The sequence below is a fragment of the Tenacibaculum sp. E3R01 genome (assembly GCF_003318185.1).
GTDB lineage: Bacteria > Bacteroidota > Bacteroidia > Flavobacteriales > Flavobacteriaceae > Polaribacter > Polaribacter halocynthiae.
In genome coordinates, this window is sequence record NZ_QOCC01000028.1 from 138,445 (window position 1) to 154,633 (window position 16,189).

Sequence of the window (16,189 nt, forward strand, 5' to 3'; positions counted from 1 at the left end):
ACTACTAAATACCAATTTAGTTAAAATGGAATAAAAAATATAACTCTTTTACAATTTTTAGAATGAAAAATACAATTACCCTTTTATTGTTTTTCGCTTTAACATTTCCTTTTTATGGACAGATCCAACAAAATGCTCCGTGGTCTGAATCAAGTGAATTAAAGCAGAAGAAAAAAACCACCTTAGAAGATGTTTCTAAGGCTGCAGAAGCTTACTTTAAAACCATTGACCGAGATAAAAAAGGTAGTGGATTAAAACCTTTTAAGCGATGGGAATATCACTGGTCTCATTACTTAAAACCTGACGGAACTATAGCTCCTGCAAAAGATTTATGGAACGCTTGGGAACAAAAAAAACAATTAAGTATACAAAATAAAAAAAGTAATGGAGACTGGAAAGCTCTAGGACCTTACGAAAACTCTAACAGATATAATGCTACTAATTTTAAACAAACAGGTCAAGGACGTATAAATACTATAGCCATTGACCCTAGCAATCCGAATACCTACTATGTTGGGTCTCCTGCTGGTGGAATTTGGAAATCTACGGATGCGGGTGTTAATTGGTCTCCTTTAACTGATTATTTACCACAAATTGGTGTTTCTGGTATTGCTATTCACCCTACCGATTCTAAAATTATTTATATTGCGACTGGTGATGATGATGCTAATGATTCCTATGCTGTTGGTGTATGGAAATCAACTGATGGAGGGACAACATGGAACAATACAGGTGCAATACCAGGTAATCCAAATTCTATGAACGAAATTTATTTTATGCCAAACGCAACTAACACTTTATTAGTTGCTACAAGTACTGGTGTACAAAAAACTACAGATGCAGGAACAACTTGGACTACAAAGTTAGCAGGTGATATATTAGATCTCAAAATGAAACCTGGAGATTCCAATACTTGGTATGCTCTTACTGCTGACAAATTTTACAAATCGACAGATGCTGGTGATAGTTTCACGGAAAAAAGTATTCCAGGAATTAACAATACAAATTCATCAAGAATGGCTATGGATGTTACTACTGCCAACGCTGATTATATATATATAGTTAGTGCAGGATTAAGAAGTCAAAGCTATAAATTTAATGGAATTTATAAATCAACTAACAGTGGTGAAACTTTCACAAAAACCGGTGAAAGTAGAGATATTTTTCAAAGCACTCAAGCTTGGTACGACTTAGCTATAACTGTTTCCTCAACTAATGCTAATTTTATTTATGTAGGTGTATTAGATATTTGGCAATCAGTTAATGGTGGCGACAATTTTTTCCAAAGAAACTTCTGGGATAACCCTGATACTGATGCATATACTCATGCCGACATTCACTTTTTAAGATTTTTTGGCAACAAGTTTTTTGCTGGTACTGACGGAGGAATATATCTGTCTACTGACAATGGTGTTAAGTTTGTTGATTTAACAAAAAACCTAGCCATTAGCCAGTTTTATAGAATATCTGTTTCTCAAACAAAAAAGGATGCCGTTGCTGGCGGCTTACAGGATAATGGCGGTTACGGTTTAACAGAAGGAAAATGGTACAATTATCACGGAGGCGATGGTATGGAGGGGTTAATTTCACCTAATAATCATAAAACGTATTATGGATTTACACAATACGGAGGTAGCTTAAATATATCAAATGATGGAGGAATAAGTCAGGCAACTAGAATAGGTGCTCCAGCTGCTGAAGTAGACAAACCTAATAATGACAGTGGAGGAAGATGGATAACCCCTTTGGTTTCGAACAGTAAAGGTGATATTTATGCTGGTTATAGTCAAATATATAAACTTGTTAATTACAACTGGGTTAAAATATCAAATTATAATTTTGAAGGAGACCTAGTAGGTTTAGAAATTGACCCAAATAATGATAATACTATATATGCATTTGGAAGAAATGAATTTGGTCTTTCAAAAATTCATAAAAGTACTGATGCTGGCGCCACTTTTTCTTTAATTGGTGCGTACGGTGACCTTGTAAACTCTATAGAAGTAAGCAATACTGATTCTAATATTGCTTGGATTGTAACCAGTCAAAAAGTATATAAATCAACGAATGCATTAGATGCTAAGCCAACCTTTACAGACATAACTGGCAACCTACCTATAGAAAACAAAAATATTATTAAACATCATACAAGAAGTGGAAATAATACTGTTTATCTAGGAACAAATTTAGGTGTGTATTACATTAATGATGATATTACAGAATGGAAAACATTCGACAATAAATTACCTAATACACAAGTTAGAGATTTGGAAATAAACGAAGAAGAGGCTATATTGTATGCTGCTACTTATGGTAGAGGTTTATTTTCTTCTCCAATTCCTAAACAACTACCTAATAGTGATGTGCGATTACTTTCAATAGACAATCCAATATCTAACCAACTTAAGTGTTCAGCCGGTTTAACTCCTGAAGTTACAGTTAAAAACCAAGGAAAAAATGAAATAACAGCTGTAACTGTTAAATATAGTATCGATGGTGGAGCTGAAAACACTTATAACTGGACTGGTAGTATTTCTTCTGAAGGAACTAAAAAAATTACAATACCTACTATTAATGTAGCAAGCGGTAATCATTCTTTAGCAGTTGAAACAATTATTACTAATGATGCTTATGCTAGTAATAATAAACAAAGCACTACATTTTTATTAAATAATTTTAATAGTACTCCTACTTCTTTAAATTCTTTTGAAAACAGTAGTGATGAATTATTGATAGAGACCACCTCGAATACAATGTGGGAGATAGGCACTACTGGTAAAACACAATTAAAAGTACCTTCGGGATCTAAAGCTTACTTTACAAAAGCTACAGGAAATTATCCTGATAGAACAACTGGATATCTTTATACAGGTTGTTATGACATAACTCAAATCACAAATCCTAACTTGAAATTCAAAATGGCTTTTGATATTGAAAAAGATTGGGATTACATGAATGTTGAGTACACTACTGACAATGGTAAAAACTGGAAAATTTTAGGTACAGCTTCAGATGCAAACTGGTATAATAGTTCAGCAACAACTGATTCTACAAATGGATCAAAATTACCTGGAAAGCAATGGACTGGTGCTGGTACTGAAAGCAACACGCTAGGAGGAACTAACGCTACTGCTCATCAGTATAGCTATGATTTATCTGCTTTTTCAACAGAAAACAGTTTTATAATCCGTTTTGTATTTAAAGCTGATGATAATACAAATGGCGAAGGAGCAGTAATTGATGATTTAGTAATTGAAGGAACTTTATCTAGTGGTGATGTTACTTTACTAAATAACATTTCAATTTCACCGAATCCATCTGAAAGCATATTTAATTTAAAATGGAAATCAGAAGGAGAAACTATGAATGTTGGTGTTTTTGATATTACTGGTAAACAAGTATTTTCTAAAAAGAATATTAAAGATAGTAATCATCGTTTAGACATGAGTAACTATTCAAGTGGTATATATTTACTAAAAATGCAAATGAATGGTAAATCAGCTACTAAAAAGCTTATTTTAAAATAATAAAATAAATTTATTTTGATTCAAAACCGAAGCTATATGCTTCGGTTTTTTGTTTTTATAATTAAAAATAAGTAATTACAAATTCAATTATTTTTTAGTAGTTTTGGTTTTATTAGACCAAATTCTATAATCAAGATGAAAAATTTTCTATTATTATTTTCTTTAAGCGTACTTTTTTTTACTGCCTGTAATGAAAAAAAAGAGACTCCAAAAATTAGTGTTAAGGAAATAAAAACAGAAGTTAATCTGTTATTAAATAATTGGCACAACGCTGCTGCAGAAGCTAATTATGAAAATTATTTTAATAGTCTGGCGAATACTTCTATTTATATTGGAACTGATGCTTCAGAAAATTGGACTAAAAAAGAATTCAGTAACTTTTGTAAGCCTTATTTTGACAAAGGAAAAGCTTGGGATTTTAAACCTCTTCAAAGAAATATTTACACTAGTAATAACAACGAAATTGTTTGGTTTGATGAATTACTGAATACATGGATGGGAACCTGCAGAGGCTCTGGAGTACTAGAAAAAAATAAAAATAACGAATGGAAAATTAAACACTATGTTTTATCTGTAGAGATTCCTAACAACGACATCAAAAAAGTAATTGACATCAAAAAAGTACAAGACTCCCTATTCTTATCTAAATTCAAATAACGACTTCATTTACTGCTTCAAAAATTAAATTAGTTTCAAAACCTTTGTATAATAGGTGATCTATAATTTTCTTTTTTTTCTTAAATAAGTTTGTTTCGCTTAAAAAGTTATTTTTCTTTTCTATTAAACTGTATAAAGTAGCTATATAGTCTTGTTCATCAATCTCTTTTAAAGCCGTTTTTATATTATAAGACGATATCTCTCTTTGTTTTAATTCACGAACTATTCGTTGCTTACCCCACTTTTTTATTCTAAACTTCCCTCTAGCAAAACTTTTTGAAAATCGTTCTTCATTTAAAAAATTGTGTTCCAAAAGATGTAATAAAATATATTCTCTTGCTTCAGGAATTAAATTATAGTCTCTTAATTTTTTTTCTACATCTTTATGACATCGATCTTGGTATACACAATAAAACTCAATTTTTCTCTTAATTTCATCAACAGTAAATACTTTTTTACTCATATTTTCTAATAAACTTACTGTAATAATGCAACTGCATATTCTGCTACAAGAAAATCATTTTCTATTGAACTTCCACTAACCCCAATAGCCCCTATAATATCACCATCTGCATTTTTTATTGGAATTCCTCCTGGAAATGTAATTAATCCACCATTAGAATGTTCTATATTAAATAAGGGCCCATTAGGTTGTGACAACTCACCTAACACTCCTGTTTCCTTATTAAATAAACGAGCTGTTTTAGCCTTTTTAATAGCGATATCTATAGCTCCTAGTACAGCTCCATCCATTCTAGCAAAAGTCAATAAATTTGCTCCCGCATCAACAACTGCTATATTCATATATACATTTAATTGATTTGCTTTAATTTTCGCCCTACTAATTACATTTTCAGCTTCAAGTAATGTGATATTCATAATGGATATTAATTTTTCAACTACAAATGTATTAAACTATATTCTTTAAAAAAGTAATAACCTTATCTTTATAACTAGCCCCAATAGGAATTTCAACTGAATTCACTTCTATATCATTAATTGTAAAAGCTGAAATTTTATTTGTATTTATGACATAGGAACGATGTACACGTAAAAAGTTTTTATGTGCTAATTCTTCTTCTATTTCACCTATTTTGTATTTAGAAACAATTCGTTTATCATTAACCGTATGAATTTTAATATAATCTTTCAAACTTTCTATAAATAAAATTTGATCAATTTTAATTTTATGATGCTTATTTCCTGATTTAACAAGGATAAATTCATCTTTTAAAACTTCTTTTTTTTCAGGTACAATTAAAGAATTCGCTCTAAGAAATTTATCAATAGATTTGAAGAAACGCTCAAATGTTATAGGTTTTAATAAATAATCAACCACATCTAAATCGTAACTCTCAATAGCATAATCTCTATATGCTGTTGTGAAAATTGTTTTCGGAGGGTTTTTTATAGTTTTCAAAAAATCAATTCCAGTAATATTAGGCATTTTTATATCCAAAAACAATAAATCTATTTCCTGAGTGCTTAAAATTTCAAATGCTTTTATAGCATTATTGCAAGTAGCCACAACCTGTAAAGAATCAATTTTTGAAATATGATTTTCTATTAACTTAATAGCTAATGGCTCATCATCAACTAACAAACATTTTATTTTCATAAATTAACTTTCATTAATATTTAATATTACCGTAAAATTATAGTTAGAATAATCTATTTCCAAACTATATTTTTTTTGGTAAATTAAATTAAGTTGCTTTCTAATATTCGTAAGACCAATGCTCTCTTTGCTTTTAGATTGATAATCTTTTGACACAGAGTTTGAAATCTTAAAAAGAAACCCATCATCATCATTTGATATATAAATATTAATTTTTGGCGACCCGCTATCTTCTCCAGCTCCATGTTTAAAAGCATTTTCTACTAACGACAATAAAATTAATGGAGGGATTTCTATATCATTTTCAATTTCTGTAATAAAAGAAATTTGCAATCTATCATCATATCTTAATTTTTCTAATTCTATATAATTTTTCATCAACTGTATTTCACTAGAAAGTGTTACAAACTTACCATTACACCTATATAACACATGATCTAAGATTTCTGAAAGCTTACCAATCGATGTTGGTGTTTTTGGAGAGTTCTCTAAAGAAAGTGTATAAATATTATTCAACGTATTAAATAAAAAATGTGGATTCAATTGTGCTTTTAAAGTTTCCAACTCACTTTTAGTTTTTTCTTTCTCTAGCACCAACCCTTTTTCTGTTACTTTTTTATAATCCATAAAGTATTTGACTGAAAGAAATATTAATGTAATTAGATACATACTTGGTATGTAGTAAAAAAGAAGTTTTTTCCAATCGGATAGTATTTCCAAGATTGGCTCTTGTGTAAAAAAACCTTTTCTTACTAATATTTCACCAACATACACCACTAAAAACCGATTAAATGCAGCTAACAAATAAGATCCCAACAAAAACAATATAATTGTTTTTACATATTTTTTCTTCAACAAAAACTTTGGAATTACATAATATGCTAAAAAATAAGAAGTCAATATTTGTGGAATCATATGACATAAGGACATCACTGTTGTTCCTATAAAAGTAAACTCTTGATTATGTTTAATAGAATCTTTAGGGAAATCTAAAATAAAAAAAGCAAACCAAAACAGCACATGTTGTAATGCTCTGTTCTTCTGAAAAAAATTAATAATAGTTGTTATTGTAATCATACTTGTAAATATATAAATAGCATAATCAATTATTAGTACTAATCGACAAACTAGCTTTTTTTACTCCTAATTGTATTCTTTTTCCTCCTAAACTAATTATTTAATTAAAAAAACACCAAACGTCGACTTTTAGTACTCATTTGTCTATTCTCTATATAATATCCTCAAATACATCTCACTTTTGTTTAACAAAACAAATATTCTAAAAAGATGAAAAGGTTATTATTAATTATTATTAGTTCTTTTACTTTATCAAGCTGCTCTCAAGACAATTGTAAGAAACTACTAGATGCAGTAAATAAAAGAAACATAACGCAAGTTCGTACATTATTAAAAACTACAAATCCAAATTGTAGTTTCAGAGGCTTAGGTGAACCTAGATCTCCATTAGTTTCTGCGGCCCGAAAAGGAGACTTAACTATTGGTAAACTTTTAATTTCTTATAACGCTTCAACTGAACACCATTCATCTGGAGACGAAACTCCTTTAATTGCTGCTTCAGCAAATGGGCATTTAAATTTCGTTAGTTACCTTATTAAAAAAGGAGCAAAAATTAATAAACAAGTAAATGGTGATGGCACTGCTTTAATTGCAGCTGTTAGAAATAATCATTATAAAATTGCTGAAATTTTATTAAAAAACGGCGCAGACCCTATGCTGAATTCTTCAGGTGACGAATACCCAATGTACCATGCTGTTTCATCAAAAAATGAAGCTATGATAACCTTATTAAAAAAATACATTAAATAAAAAACATGAAAAATTTACTATCAATATTTATTTTATTCTTTGTAATTTCACTTTCAGCACAGGTAACAGTTACTGGAAAGGTTGTTGAAAAGAGCACAAATCAACCATTAGAATTCGCAACAATTATTTTTAAAAACCCTGCTACAAATCAAATTATAACCGGTGAATCAACTGATCAAAAAGGGAACTATTCTGTAAAAGTCAAAAAAGGTGTTTATAACGTAATAGTTGAGTTTATAGGATTTAAAAACTATTCCATAAATAGTCTCTCACTTACAAAGAACAAAAAAATGGTTACTATTCATTTAGAAGAAAATGCGCAAGCCTTAGATGAAGTAGAAGTCATTGCAGAAAAATCAACTACCGAATACAAGTTAGATAAGCGTGTTTTTAACGTTGGTAAAGATTTAATTTCAAAAGGAGGGTCAGTAAACGACATTTTAAACAATGTTCCTTCTGTTAATGTAGATATTGAAGGTGCAGTAAGCCTAAGAGGAAACTCTAATGTACGTATTTTAATTAATGGAAAACCTTCTGTTTTAACAAGCAACAACGGCTTGGAATCTATTCCCTCAGAAACCATCCAAAAGGTAGAAGTTATTACGAATCCATCAGCCAAATACGATGCTGAAGGAACCGGAGGAATCATTAATATTATTTTAAAGAAAAATAAAAACAATGACTTTGGTAGCTCACTCCAACTCACCACAGGAGTGCCAGACAATCATAGTATTAATTACAATATGAACTATAAAAAAGAAAAATTTAATCTATTTTCAAATATTTCATATCGTTACATGTCGTTTAATGGTAATGGTTACTTAAACAGAACTAATTTTACCAATAACACTATTAGTTCATTTTCTAATAGAACAACAGACATGAATAGATCCCGCAGTACGTTTAATCTTTATTTTGGGAGTGATTACTACATAAATGATCAAAACACCCTAACCCTAAGCTACTACTATAGAAATAACACCAGTAAAAACAGTGTAGATTATACTTTTAATTTTTTAAACAACTTAAAACAAATAGACAATATTCTTACCTCTAAAGAAACATATAAAGAACCTCAAAAAGCGAATCAAATTGAATTAAACTTTGTAAAAACATTTGCCAAAAAAGGTCAAAAATTAACTGTAAATTTTCAATATGATTTTTGGAATGATGACGAAAACGAATTAGTTGAAGAGCAACAAACATTTCCTACAACCTCAGCAATAAATTTATTAAAAAGTAGAGATATAGAAAGCAGTAAAGATTTTTTATTTCAATCTGACTTTAAATTACCTATTTCAAAAAAAACACATATTGAAATGGGAATAAAAGGAGAAATCAGGAACATTGATAGCGACTATAAAGTATGGGACAACGCTACACTAATAGATAGCTTAGATAACTTATTAAAATACAACGAACGTATTTACGGAGCATACATACAATATGGTAACAGAAAAAACAAACTACAATACCTCGTTGGACTACGAGCAGAATATGCTAATACTGGAAGTACAGACAGGAAAAACAAATTTAAAACAGCAAAAAGTTATACTGACTTATTTCCAACAGCACATTTAACCTATAACTTTAATAAGAGAGCAAACATGCAACTAAGTTATAGTAGAAGAATAAGACGTCCTAGTTTCTGGCATTTAAACCCTTTTGGAGGAATTTCAGATAGGCGAAATATTCGTGTTGGTAATCCCGATTTAAATCCTATGTACACAAACTCTTTTGAGTTAGGTGTATTAAAACGTTGGAATAAATTCACCTTTAATCCTTCTATTTATTATCAACGTACAACAAATGTTTTTGAAACCTTAATAATTCCAAATACGACAGGAGCATTAATTTCCAAACCTATAAACTCAGGAACTGAAAATAGATTTGGAGCTGAATTAGCTTTACGATATTCTCCTTACAAATGGTGGCGTTTATCTAGTGAATTTAACTATTATTCTTTTGATCAAAGAGGGATTTACACAGTAAACGACAATACATGGTCTACTCGTTTAAATTCAAGGATGAGATTTTCAAAACTTACCATCCAGTCAAGCTTTAACTATAGAGGAGAAAGACAAAGTGGGCAAATATTTACTGAAGCTCAATACAGAGCAAACATAGGGATTAGCAAAGATTTCTTAGAAGATAAAGCTACTGTTACTCTAAATATGAATAATATTTTAGACTCAAGAGTTAGCAAACAATTAATAACAGGAGAAAATTACACAACAAATACATACAATCGTCCAATTGGTAGATTTACTTCAATAACGCTTACTTATCGCTTTAACCGATCAAAAAAAGATAGAGATCGTTTGCCTGATTAACACTTTATATTATAACCTATAAAAACCAGTAAGAAATCCCTTTTTTACTGGTTTTTTAATATTCTATATTTCTTAAAAGATTATCTTCCATAGGCATCCAATGAATGACACACTTTATAAAGAGCAATAATTTAGCTTTAAATTACTTAATTGTATAGCAATCATATCAAATTACAATAAAAAAGGTTGAAAGCTTTAAAACTTCCAACCTTTTTTAGTTAACAAATAAACTAATTATAAAACGCTACGTAACCACATTTTAAACTTAGTTATTAAATAAAATAATATTGGCACTACAATTAAAGTTAAAAAGGTAGCTATAAATAACCCGTAAATTACCGTTTTTGCAAGTGGCCCCCAGAATATTACATTATCACCTCCAATATAAATATGTGGGTTTAACTCACTAACCAAGGTAAAAAAGTTAATGTTTATTCCCCATGCTAATGGTATTAACCCTAAAATAGTAGTAATTGCAGTTAATAATACTGGTCGTAAACGTGCTTTACCTCCTCTAATAATAGCTTCTTTTAAGGTATCAACATCTACATAATCATTTTCTCCTATACTTTGCTCTACTTTTTTGCGATCAATCAGTAATTGAGTATAATCTAATAAAACCACTCCATTATTCACAACGATACCTGCTAATGAAATAATACCCATCATCGTCATCATTATAACAAATGGTGCTGCGGTTAATATTAACCCTCCAAAAACTCCAATTAAACTTAAAAAGATTGCTAACATAATAATAGCAGGCTTTGAAATCGAATTAAATTGGAAAATCAAAATAAAGAAAATCAACCCTAAACCAGTAAAGAAAGCCCCCATTAAGAACAACATTTGCTTATTCTGTTCTTCAATTTGTCCTGTATAATCAATTTTAACAGTTGCTGGTTTTTCAGTAAACGTTTTCATTTCGCTTCTAATTTTCCCAACAATAGAAGCCGCGTCTGTATATCCAGGAGCTAAAGCTGAATAAACGGTTACAATTCTCTTAGCTTGCTTATGTTTAATTGCACTATATCCTGACGTATTAGTTTGTTTAGCTACTGCAGAAACTGGTATTGTTTTTACTTGACCATTTGAAGGATCTCTAAATGTTATTTTCTGATTAAAAATGGCGCTCTTGTTATACCTATTATCCTTATTAAAACGAACATAAATATCATAATCTTCACCATCTTCTTTATAAATCCCTGCCTTAGCTCCAAATATTGAATTACGCAATTGTTGCCCAACTTGAGCAGAACTAACTCCTAGCTCTCCAGCTTTTTTACGATCAACATTAACTAACATTGCTGGCTTTGATTTATTTACATCAATCTTTAATTCATCTATTCCAGGAATACTTTTTGAGTTGATAAAATCACGCATCTTCTCAGCAGTATTTATCAATTCTCCATAATCTTTCCCTTCCAATTCTATATTAATAGGATAACCAGCTGGAGGACCTACTGCCTCTTTTTCTACGGAAATTGCCAATCCAGGATAAACTCCTTTTAAAACTTCCGTTACTTTTTTCTGCAATTCTTTACTATTTGCCCCTCTTCGAAATTTATACTCACGCATTGACGCAGTTATTTTTCCTCTATGTGGCATTTCAGCAGTAGAACCCCCATCAGTTTGCGGATTCCCTGAGCCTGCTCCTACTTGAGAAACAGTACTTTCTACCAAGAAGTTATGATCACCATCAAGATATTCGGAAGAGTTTAATACTTTATATACTCGCTCTTCTAAATCTTTCATTATAGTATTCGTTTTTTCTATATCTGTACCTTGAGGGTATTCAATATAAACTATAATTTGATTTGGTGTATTATCAGGAAAAAACTCAACTTTTGTTCTTTGACTAGCTACTGAAGCTCCAAAACCACCAAAAGCAACCACTAACATTACAACAGTTAAAACAGTTATAATAATTGGTCTGTATCCTTTTAAAACTGCTCTTAATGATTTTTCATAAAAACGCTCCCATCTTGGTAATATTTTATTTTGAAAAGCATTTGCCCATGGTCTTAAAGCTATTCGATACAACCACAACATAATAGCTGTAAACACCATAATTGTCCCTAAAGCTCTATTAGCACCTCCAAAAATCATAATCAATAAACCAATACCTCCCATAATTGAAGACAGCGCTATAATACGCTTTAAAGGCATGCTCTTATCTTCCACACCCATAAATTGCGAAACCATTACTGAGTTAAAAAAGATCGCTACAAATAAAGATGACCCTAATACTGCTGATAACGTAATTGGAAAATACTTCATGAATTGCCCCATAGTTCCTGGCCACATTCCTAAAGGAACAAAAGCAGCGACCGTTGTTAAGGTTGAAATGATAATAGGGAAAGCAATTTCTCCAATTCCCTTTTTCGCTGCTTCAGTTCTTGACATCCCTTCATCCATCAAACGGTACACGTTTTCAACAACAACAATACCATTATCTACCAACATCCCAAGCCCCATAATTAGACCAAAAAGGATCATTGTATTCATGGTATAACCAAACCAGTTTAATATCATTAATGACATAAACATTGACATTGGAATTGCAAAACCTACGAATAATGCATTTTTAAATCCAAGGAAAAACATTAGTACTAATACCACTAAAATAACTCCGAAAATAATATTATTCACTAAATCATCTACCTGACCTATTGTTTTTGAAGATTGATCATTAGCTATAGTAACTTTCAAATTACTAGGAAACACATCAACTTTTGCATCAGCAACAATTTTTCTAATTTTCTCTGCTGCTTCTACCATGTTTTTACCTGAACGTTTTTTAACATCCAACATTACAACAGCTTCCCCAAATTCACGTGCGTAGGTTGTTTTGTCCTTATCTTTAAAGGTTACAACAGCAAGATCTTTTAAATAAATTGAATTTCCTTTTTCAGACTTTACAACAAAATTTTGCAACTCTTGTGGTTCTTCAATTTCACCTAAAATACGAATAGTACGCCTTTGTCCACTTGCAATTAAGTTTCCGGCAGACATTGTTAAGTTTCCTCCATTAACAGCATTAATGATATCTTGAAAACTAACCTTAGCTGCCATCATTTTGTAAATATCTACTGCTATTTCAACTTCTTTCTCTTCAGCTCCACGGATATCTACCTTTTTAATTTCTGATAACGTTTCTATCTCATCTTCTAAATATTCTCCAAATTCTTTTAACTTATCTACAGGATAATCTCCAGAAATATTAATATTTAAAATAGGCATTTCTTCAGAAATACTTAACTCAAAAACATTAGGTTCTACCTTCGCTCCGTTAAATGTTGGCCAATCTTCACCTGACGTCTTTTGATCTATTTCATCTTTTACTTTTTGTTTTGCTTGATCTACGGCTATTTTTTCATCAAACTCTACAACAACCATAGAAACATCTTCTTGTGAAGTAGATGTTACTTTTACAACATTACTAACCGTTTTTAATTTCTCTTCTAACGGGTCAGTTATTAATTTCTCTATATCTTCAGCTGTATTACCAGGATATATAGAACTGATATAAATTTTTGTCTCTCTAATTTCAGGGAAATTCTCTCTAGGCATGTTAACAAAAGCTGAAATTCCTAAAATAAGAATTAACGCCATTAATACATAGATGGTAGTTTTATTACCAATAGCCCAAGAGGATAGACCAAATTCTTTATCGACTTGTTTTTTTTGTTTTTCAGTCATCCTAAATAATTATTGGTTTAATAGTTTAACCTCTTGTTTATCCTTAACACTACGAGCTCCTTCTTCTATAATTTGAACTCCATTGGTAAGACCTGATAAAACCTCAATAACATCTCCTTGAGTTTTACCTGTTTTTATAATTACTTGTCTCGCTTTTCCTATTTTATTCTTAACATTTTCAACAATGTATACATATTGCTCTCCCTTTGCATTTTCAGAAATAATACTTTGAGGAATTAAAATAGCTTTTTGATTTGTGTAATCGTTAATTCTTAACTTCGCTGTTAAGTTTGGTTTAATGCTTCTATCTTTATTTGGCACTCCAACCTCAACTTTAAATGTTCTATTAGCAGGATTTATAAAGTTTCCGGCTTGACGTACAGAAGATGTTACTGTTTTTCCTAAAACTGGAAACTCAACTTGTACTTCTTTTCCTTTTTTTACTGTTGTTATATAACTTTCTGGAACATCAGTTTCAATATACATATTCCCTAAGTTAACAACTCTAAACACTTCTGCACCTGCTCCAGGTGCTACTACAGTACCTTCCTCTTTAATTACATCATCAACAATTCCTGTAAAAGGTGCTTTAATTACACTTCTTCCCAACTGTTGTTTTAATTGATTTACAGATCTAGTAGCAGCTTCATAGTTTGTTTTTGCTTGTAAAAATTGGATTTCAGAACCAACTTTTTGATCCCATAATCTTTTTTGTCTTTCAAATGTAGTTTTCGCTAATGCAGCTTGAACTTCTACTTGAGCAACTTGTTGGTATAAACCACCATCGTCAATTTTAGCTAATGCCTGACCTTTTACTACTCGTTGTCCTTCTTTAACGTAAACCTTTACTAATTTACCAGCCATTTCAGGATATACTAGTACATTCTTTTTAGTTTGTACATTCCCTTGTAAATCTAAATAGTGAACAAAAACTTCTTCATGAGCACTAATGGCAGTAATTAATGGTACTTTTTTATTTGTATCTAACTTAGCTATTTCATTGTTTAATAATTTAATTTGAGTAGCTAATTCTTGTTGTTTCTTATCTAACTCGTCTTTTTTAGTACGAATTGTTTTTAAATCTTTTGAGTTTATTACCGACTCAACTGATTGCTCTTTGCTTCCACATGAAGCTAAAAGTGTTGCTGTGATTATTATAATTGCAATCCTTCTCATTAGTTGATTATTTAATAGGTATGTTTAGTGCGTTTTCTAATTTGGCTTTTTTGGCAATGACATTTAACATCGATTGCACATAATTATTTTGTTGCGAATACAATTGATTTTGTGCTTGCAACAAATCAAAACTTGAAGATATCCCTTCAAAAAACTTTATTTGTTGTTTTTTTTCTATTCGCTCTGCTAATGCTAAATTTTTCTTAGCAGTATCATAATTTTCAATACTTAGTTGATATTCACTTTTTGCTGATTTTGCTTGAAGGCGAAGTTTTTGCTTTACTTCTTCTTTTTTAATATCAGCATTCTCTAATTCAATTCTAGCCCTAGCTGTTTTTGACTTTCTTCCGAAACTACTAAAAATAGGCACATTTAAAGTTACCCCTAGCAAGGAATAATCAAACCATTTTTGATCTCCACTAAAAAAATTAAAATCATTTGAATTGGCATTAGCTCCATAATTAACAAAAGCTGATAAGCTTGGTAGAGCTTTACTTTGTTCCAACTTCATTAATAATCGTTTACTTTCACGATCGTTCTCAACCATTTTAAAGTCAATGTGTTTTTTAACATCAAATACTTTACTTAGCAAATCTAAATCGGTATTAGTAACCACTAAGCTATTTAACGAATCAGTTAACACTAACTTTTTTTCTATTGAACTTCCTAATGATATATTTAACATTTGATATGCAATTTCTTTCATTCTTTTCGCATTATTCAAATTGTTTTCTACATTACCAAGAGTTATTTGTAGCTGCTCAACATTTTCTAATTCAGTTAATCCATTATCATATATTTTTTGAGTTTCATTTAAGTTTTTTTGTAAAACTTTTCTGTTTTTCTCCAAAATACTAATAGTTTCTTCAGTTATTAAAACATTACCATATGCGTTAATTACTGCTTCTCTTGTTGTTAAAACAGTTTTTTCTTTTGCCTGCTCAGAAATCTTTAAGTATGTTTTAGCAGATTGCAATCCAACTAAATAAGAACCATCAAATAGTAATTGTCTTAATGTTACGGAAGCATTCATTGTTTGTTGCGTTCCAAATCTCACAGGTACAAAAGACCCAGGAGCACCTCCTGCAATTTCTCCTGGCAATAAAGAAACTTGCTGTTTCAACCAGTTTTGATAATCTACCTTTCCATCAATTTGAGGTAAACCAATTGTTGTTGTTTCCCATTTCCTTTCTTTTGCAGCTTCAATATTTTTTGAAGCTATTTTATTGCTGTAGTTATTTTTTATAGCGTAATCAATTGCCTCTTGCATTGATATACTCATTTCTTTTTCTTGTGCGAGTAAAAAACTCGTACAAAAGAATACAAATACACTATATATGTATTTTCTCATT

Annotated in this window: 11 protein-coding genes; 4 read left to right on the forward strand and 7 right to left on the reverse strand. The window is 30.5% G+C overall.

Annotated elements, in window-relative coordinates:
* Window positions 1-62: 62 nt before the first annotated feature.
* Together DS884_RS16865 and DS884_RS16870 are read left to right on the forward strand one after the other, a co-directional pair.
* Complete coding sequence (locus DS884_RS16865; RefSeq protein WP_113787590.1) at window positions 63-3,527, forward strand: T9SS type A sorting domain-containing protein; 3,465 nt, start codon at window positions 63-65, stop codon at window positions 3,525-3,527.
* A 135-nt stretch (window positions 3,528-3,662) separates the two neighbouring features.
* The gene (locus tag DS884_RS16870) at window positions 3,663-4,184 is read left to right on the forward strand and encodes a nuclear transport factor 2 family protein (RefSeq protein WP_113787591.1); all 522 of its coding nucleotides are present in this window, start codon (window positions 3,663-3,665) and stop codon (window positions 4,182-4,184) included.
* Here DS884_RS16870 and DS884_RS16875 read toward each other — a convergent pair.
* From DS884_RS16875 to DS884_RS16890, 4 genes are read right to left on the reverse strand one after another with little or no spacing between them, the layout of a single operon-like run.
* Window positions 4,177-4,647, reverse strand: a complete 471-nt coding sequence (locus DS884_RS16875; RefSeq protein ID WP_113787592.1) for a regulatory protein RecX — start codon at window positions 4,645-4,647, stop codon at window positions 4,177-4,179. The genes DS884_RS16870 and DS884_RS16875 overlap by 8 nt on opposite strands.
* 14 nt (window positions 4,648-4,661) lie before the next feature.
* Window positions 4,662-5,063: a GlcG/HbpS family heme-binding protein gene (locus tag DS884_RS16880; RefSeq protein WP_113787593.1), complete on the reverse strand. Its 402-nt coding sequence runs from the start codon at window positions 5,061-5,063 to the stop codon at window positions 4,662-4,664.
* A 31-nt stretch (window positions 5,064-5,094) separates the two neighbouring features.
* A complete protein-coding gene (locus DS884_RS16885) occupies window positions 5,095-5,802 on the reverse strand; it encodes a LytR/AlgR family response regulator transcription factor (RefSeq protein WP_113787594.1) in 708 nt (235 codons plus the stop codon).
* 3 nt (window positions 5,803-5,805) lie between these two features.
* Window positions 5,806-6,879 carry a sensor histidine kinase gene (locus tag DS884_RS16890; RefSeq protein ID WP_233487179.1) on the reverse strand — a complete coding sequence of 358 codons (1,074 nt, stop codon included), beginning with the start codon at window positions 6,877-6,879 and terminating at the stop codon, window positions 5,806-5,808.
* Between the two features lie 210 nt (window positions 6,880-7,089).
* Between DS884_RS16890 and DS884_RS16895 the strand changes: the two genes are divergently transcribed.
* Together DS884_RS16895 and DS884_RS16900 are read left to right on the forward strand one after the other, a co-directional pair.
* Window positions 7,090-7,629: an ankyrin repeat domain-containing protein gene (locus DS884_RS16895; RefSeq protein WP_113787595.1), complete on the forward strand. Its 540-nt coding sequence runs from the start codon at window positions 7,090-7,092 to the stop codon at window positions 7,627-7,629.
* A 5-nt stretch (window positions 7,630-7,634) separates the two neighbouring features.
* On the forward strand, window positions 7,635-9,962 hold the full coding sequence (locus DS884_RS16900; RefSeq protein WP_113787596.1) for a TonB-dependent receptor domain-containing protein: 2,328 nt from the start codon (window positions 7,635-7,637) through the stop codon (window positions 9,960-9,962).
* Window positions 9,963-10,196: 234 nt separating this feature from the next.
* Here the strand turns inward: DS884_RS16900 and DS884_RS16905 are convergent, their stop codons facing one another.
* From DS884_RS16905 to DS884_RS16915, 3 genes are read right to left on the reverse strand one after another with little or no spacing between them, the layout of a single operon-like run.
* Window positions 10,197-13,661, reverse strand: coding sequence for an efflux RND transporter permease subunit (locus DS884_RS16905; protein WP_113787597.1), 3,465 nt, complete (start codon window positions 13,659-13,661; stop codon window positions 10,197-10,199).
* A gap of 9 nt (window positions 13,662-13,670) precedes the next feature.
* Entirely contained in the window at window positions 13,671-14,837 is a 1,167-nt protein-coding gene (locus DS884_RS16910; RefSeq protein ID WP_113787598.1) for an efflux RND transporter periplasmic adaptor subunit, read from the reverse strand.
* 7 nt (window positions 14,838-14,844) lie between these two features.
* Entirely contained in the window at window positions 14,845-16,188 is a 1,344-nt protein-coding gene (locus tag DS884_RS16915; RefSeq protein WP_093870096.1) for a TolC family protein, read from the reverse strand.
* Window position 16,189: the final 1 nt, after the last annotated feature.

Excerpts from the sequence above, each read along its gene's own strand:
- DS884_RS16865 (WP_113787590.1), top strand. The coding sequence starts at position 63 with ATGAAAAATACAATTACCCTTTTATTGTTTTTCGCTTTAACATTTCCT.
- DS884_RS16870 (WP_113787591.1), top strand. The coding sequence starts at position 3,663 with ATGAAAAATTTTCTATTATTATTTTCTTTAAGCGTACTTTTTTTTACT.
- DS884_RS16875 (WP_113787592.1), bottom strand. The coding sequence starts at position 4,647 with ATGAGTAAAAAAGTATTTACTGTTGATGAAATTAAGAGAAAAATTGAG.
- DS884_RS16880 (WP_113787593.1), bottom strand. The coding sequence starts at position 5,063 with ATGAATATCACATTACTTGAAGCTGAAAATGTAATTAGTAGGGCGAAA.
- DS884_RS16885 (WP_113787594.1), bottom strand. The coding sequence starts at position 5,802 with ATGAAAATAAAATGTTTGTTAGTTGATGATGAGCCATTAGCTATTAAG.
- DS884_RS16890 (WP_233487179.1), bottom strand. The coding sequence starts at position 6,879 with ATGATTACAATAACAACTATTATTAATTTTTTTCAGAAGAACAGAGCA.
- DS884_RS16895 (WP_113787595.1), top strand. The coding sequence starts at position 7,090 with ATGAAAAGGTTATTATTAATTATTATTAGTTCTTTTACTTTATCAAGC.
- DS884_RS16900 (WP_113787596.1), top strand. The coding sequence starts at position 7,635 with ATGAAAAATTTACTATCAATATTTATTTTATTCTTTGTAATTTCACTT.
- DS884_RS16905 (WP_113787597.1), bottom strand. The coding sequence starts at position 13,661 with ATGACTGAAAAACAAAAAAAACAAGTCGATAAAGAATTTGGTCTATCC.
- DS884_RS16910 (WP_113787598.1), bottom strand. The coding sequence starts at position 14,837 with ATGAGAAGGATTGCAATTATAATAATCACAGCAACACTTTTAGCTTCA.
- DS884_RS16915 (WP_093870096.1), bottom strand. The coding sequence starts at position 16,188 with ATGAGAAAATACATATATAGTGTATTTGTATTCTTTTGTACGAGTTTT.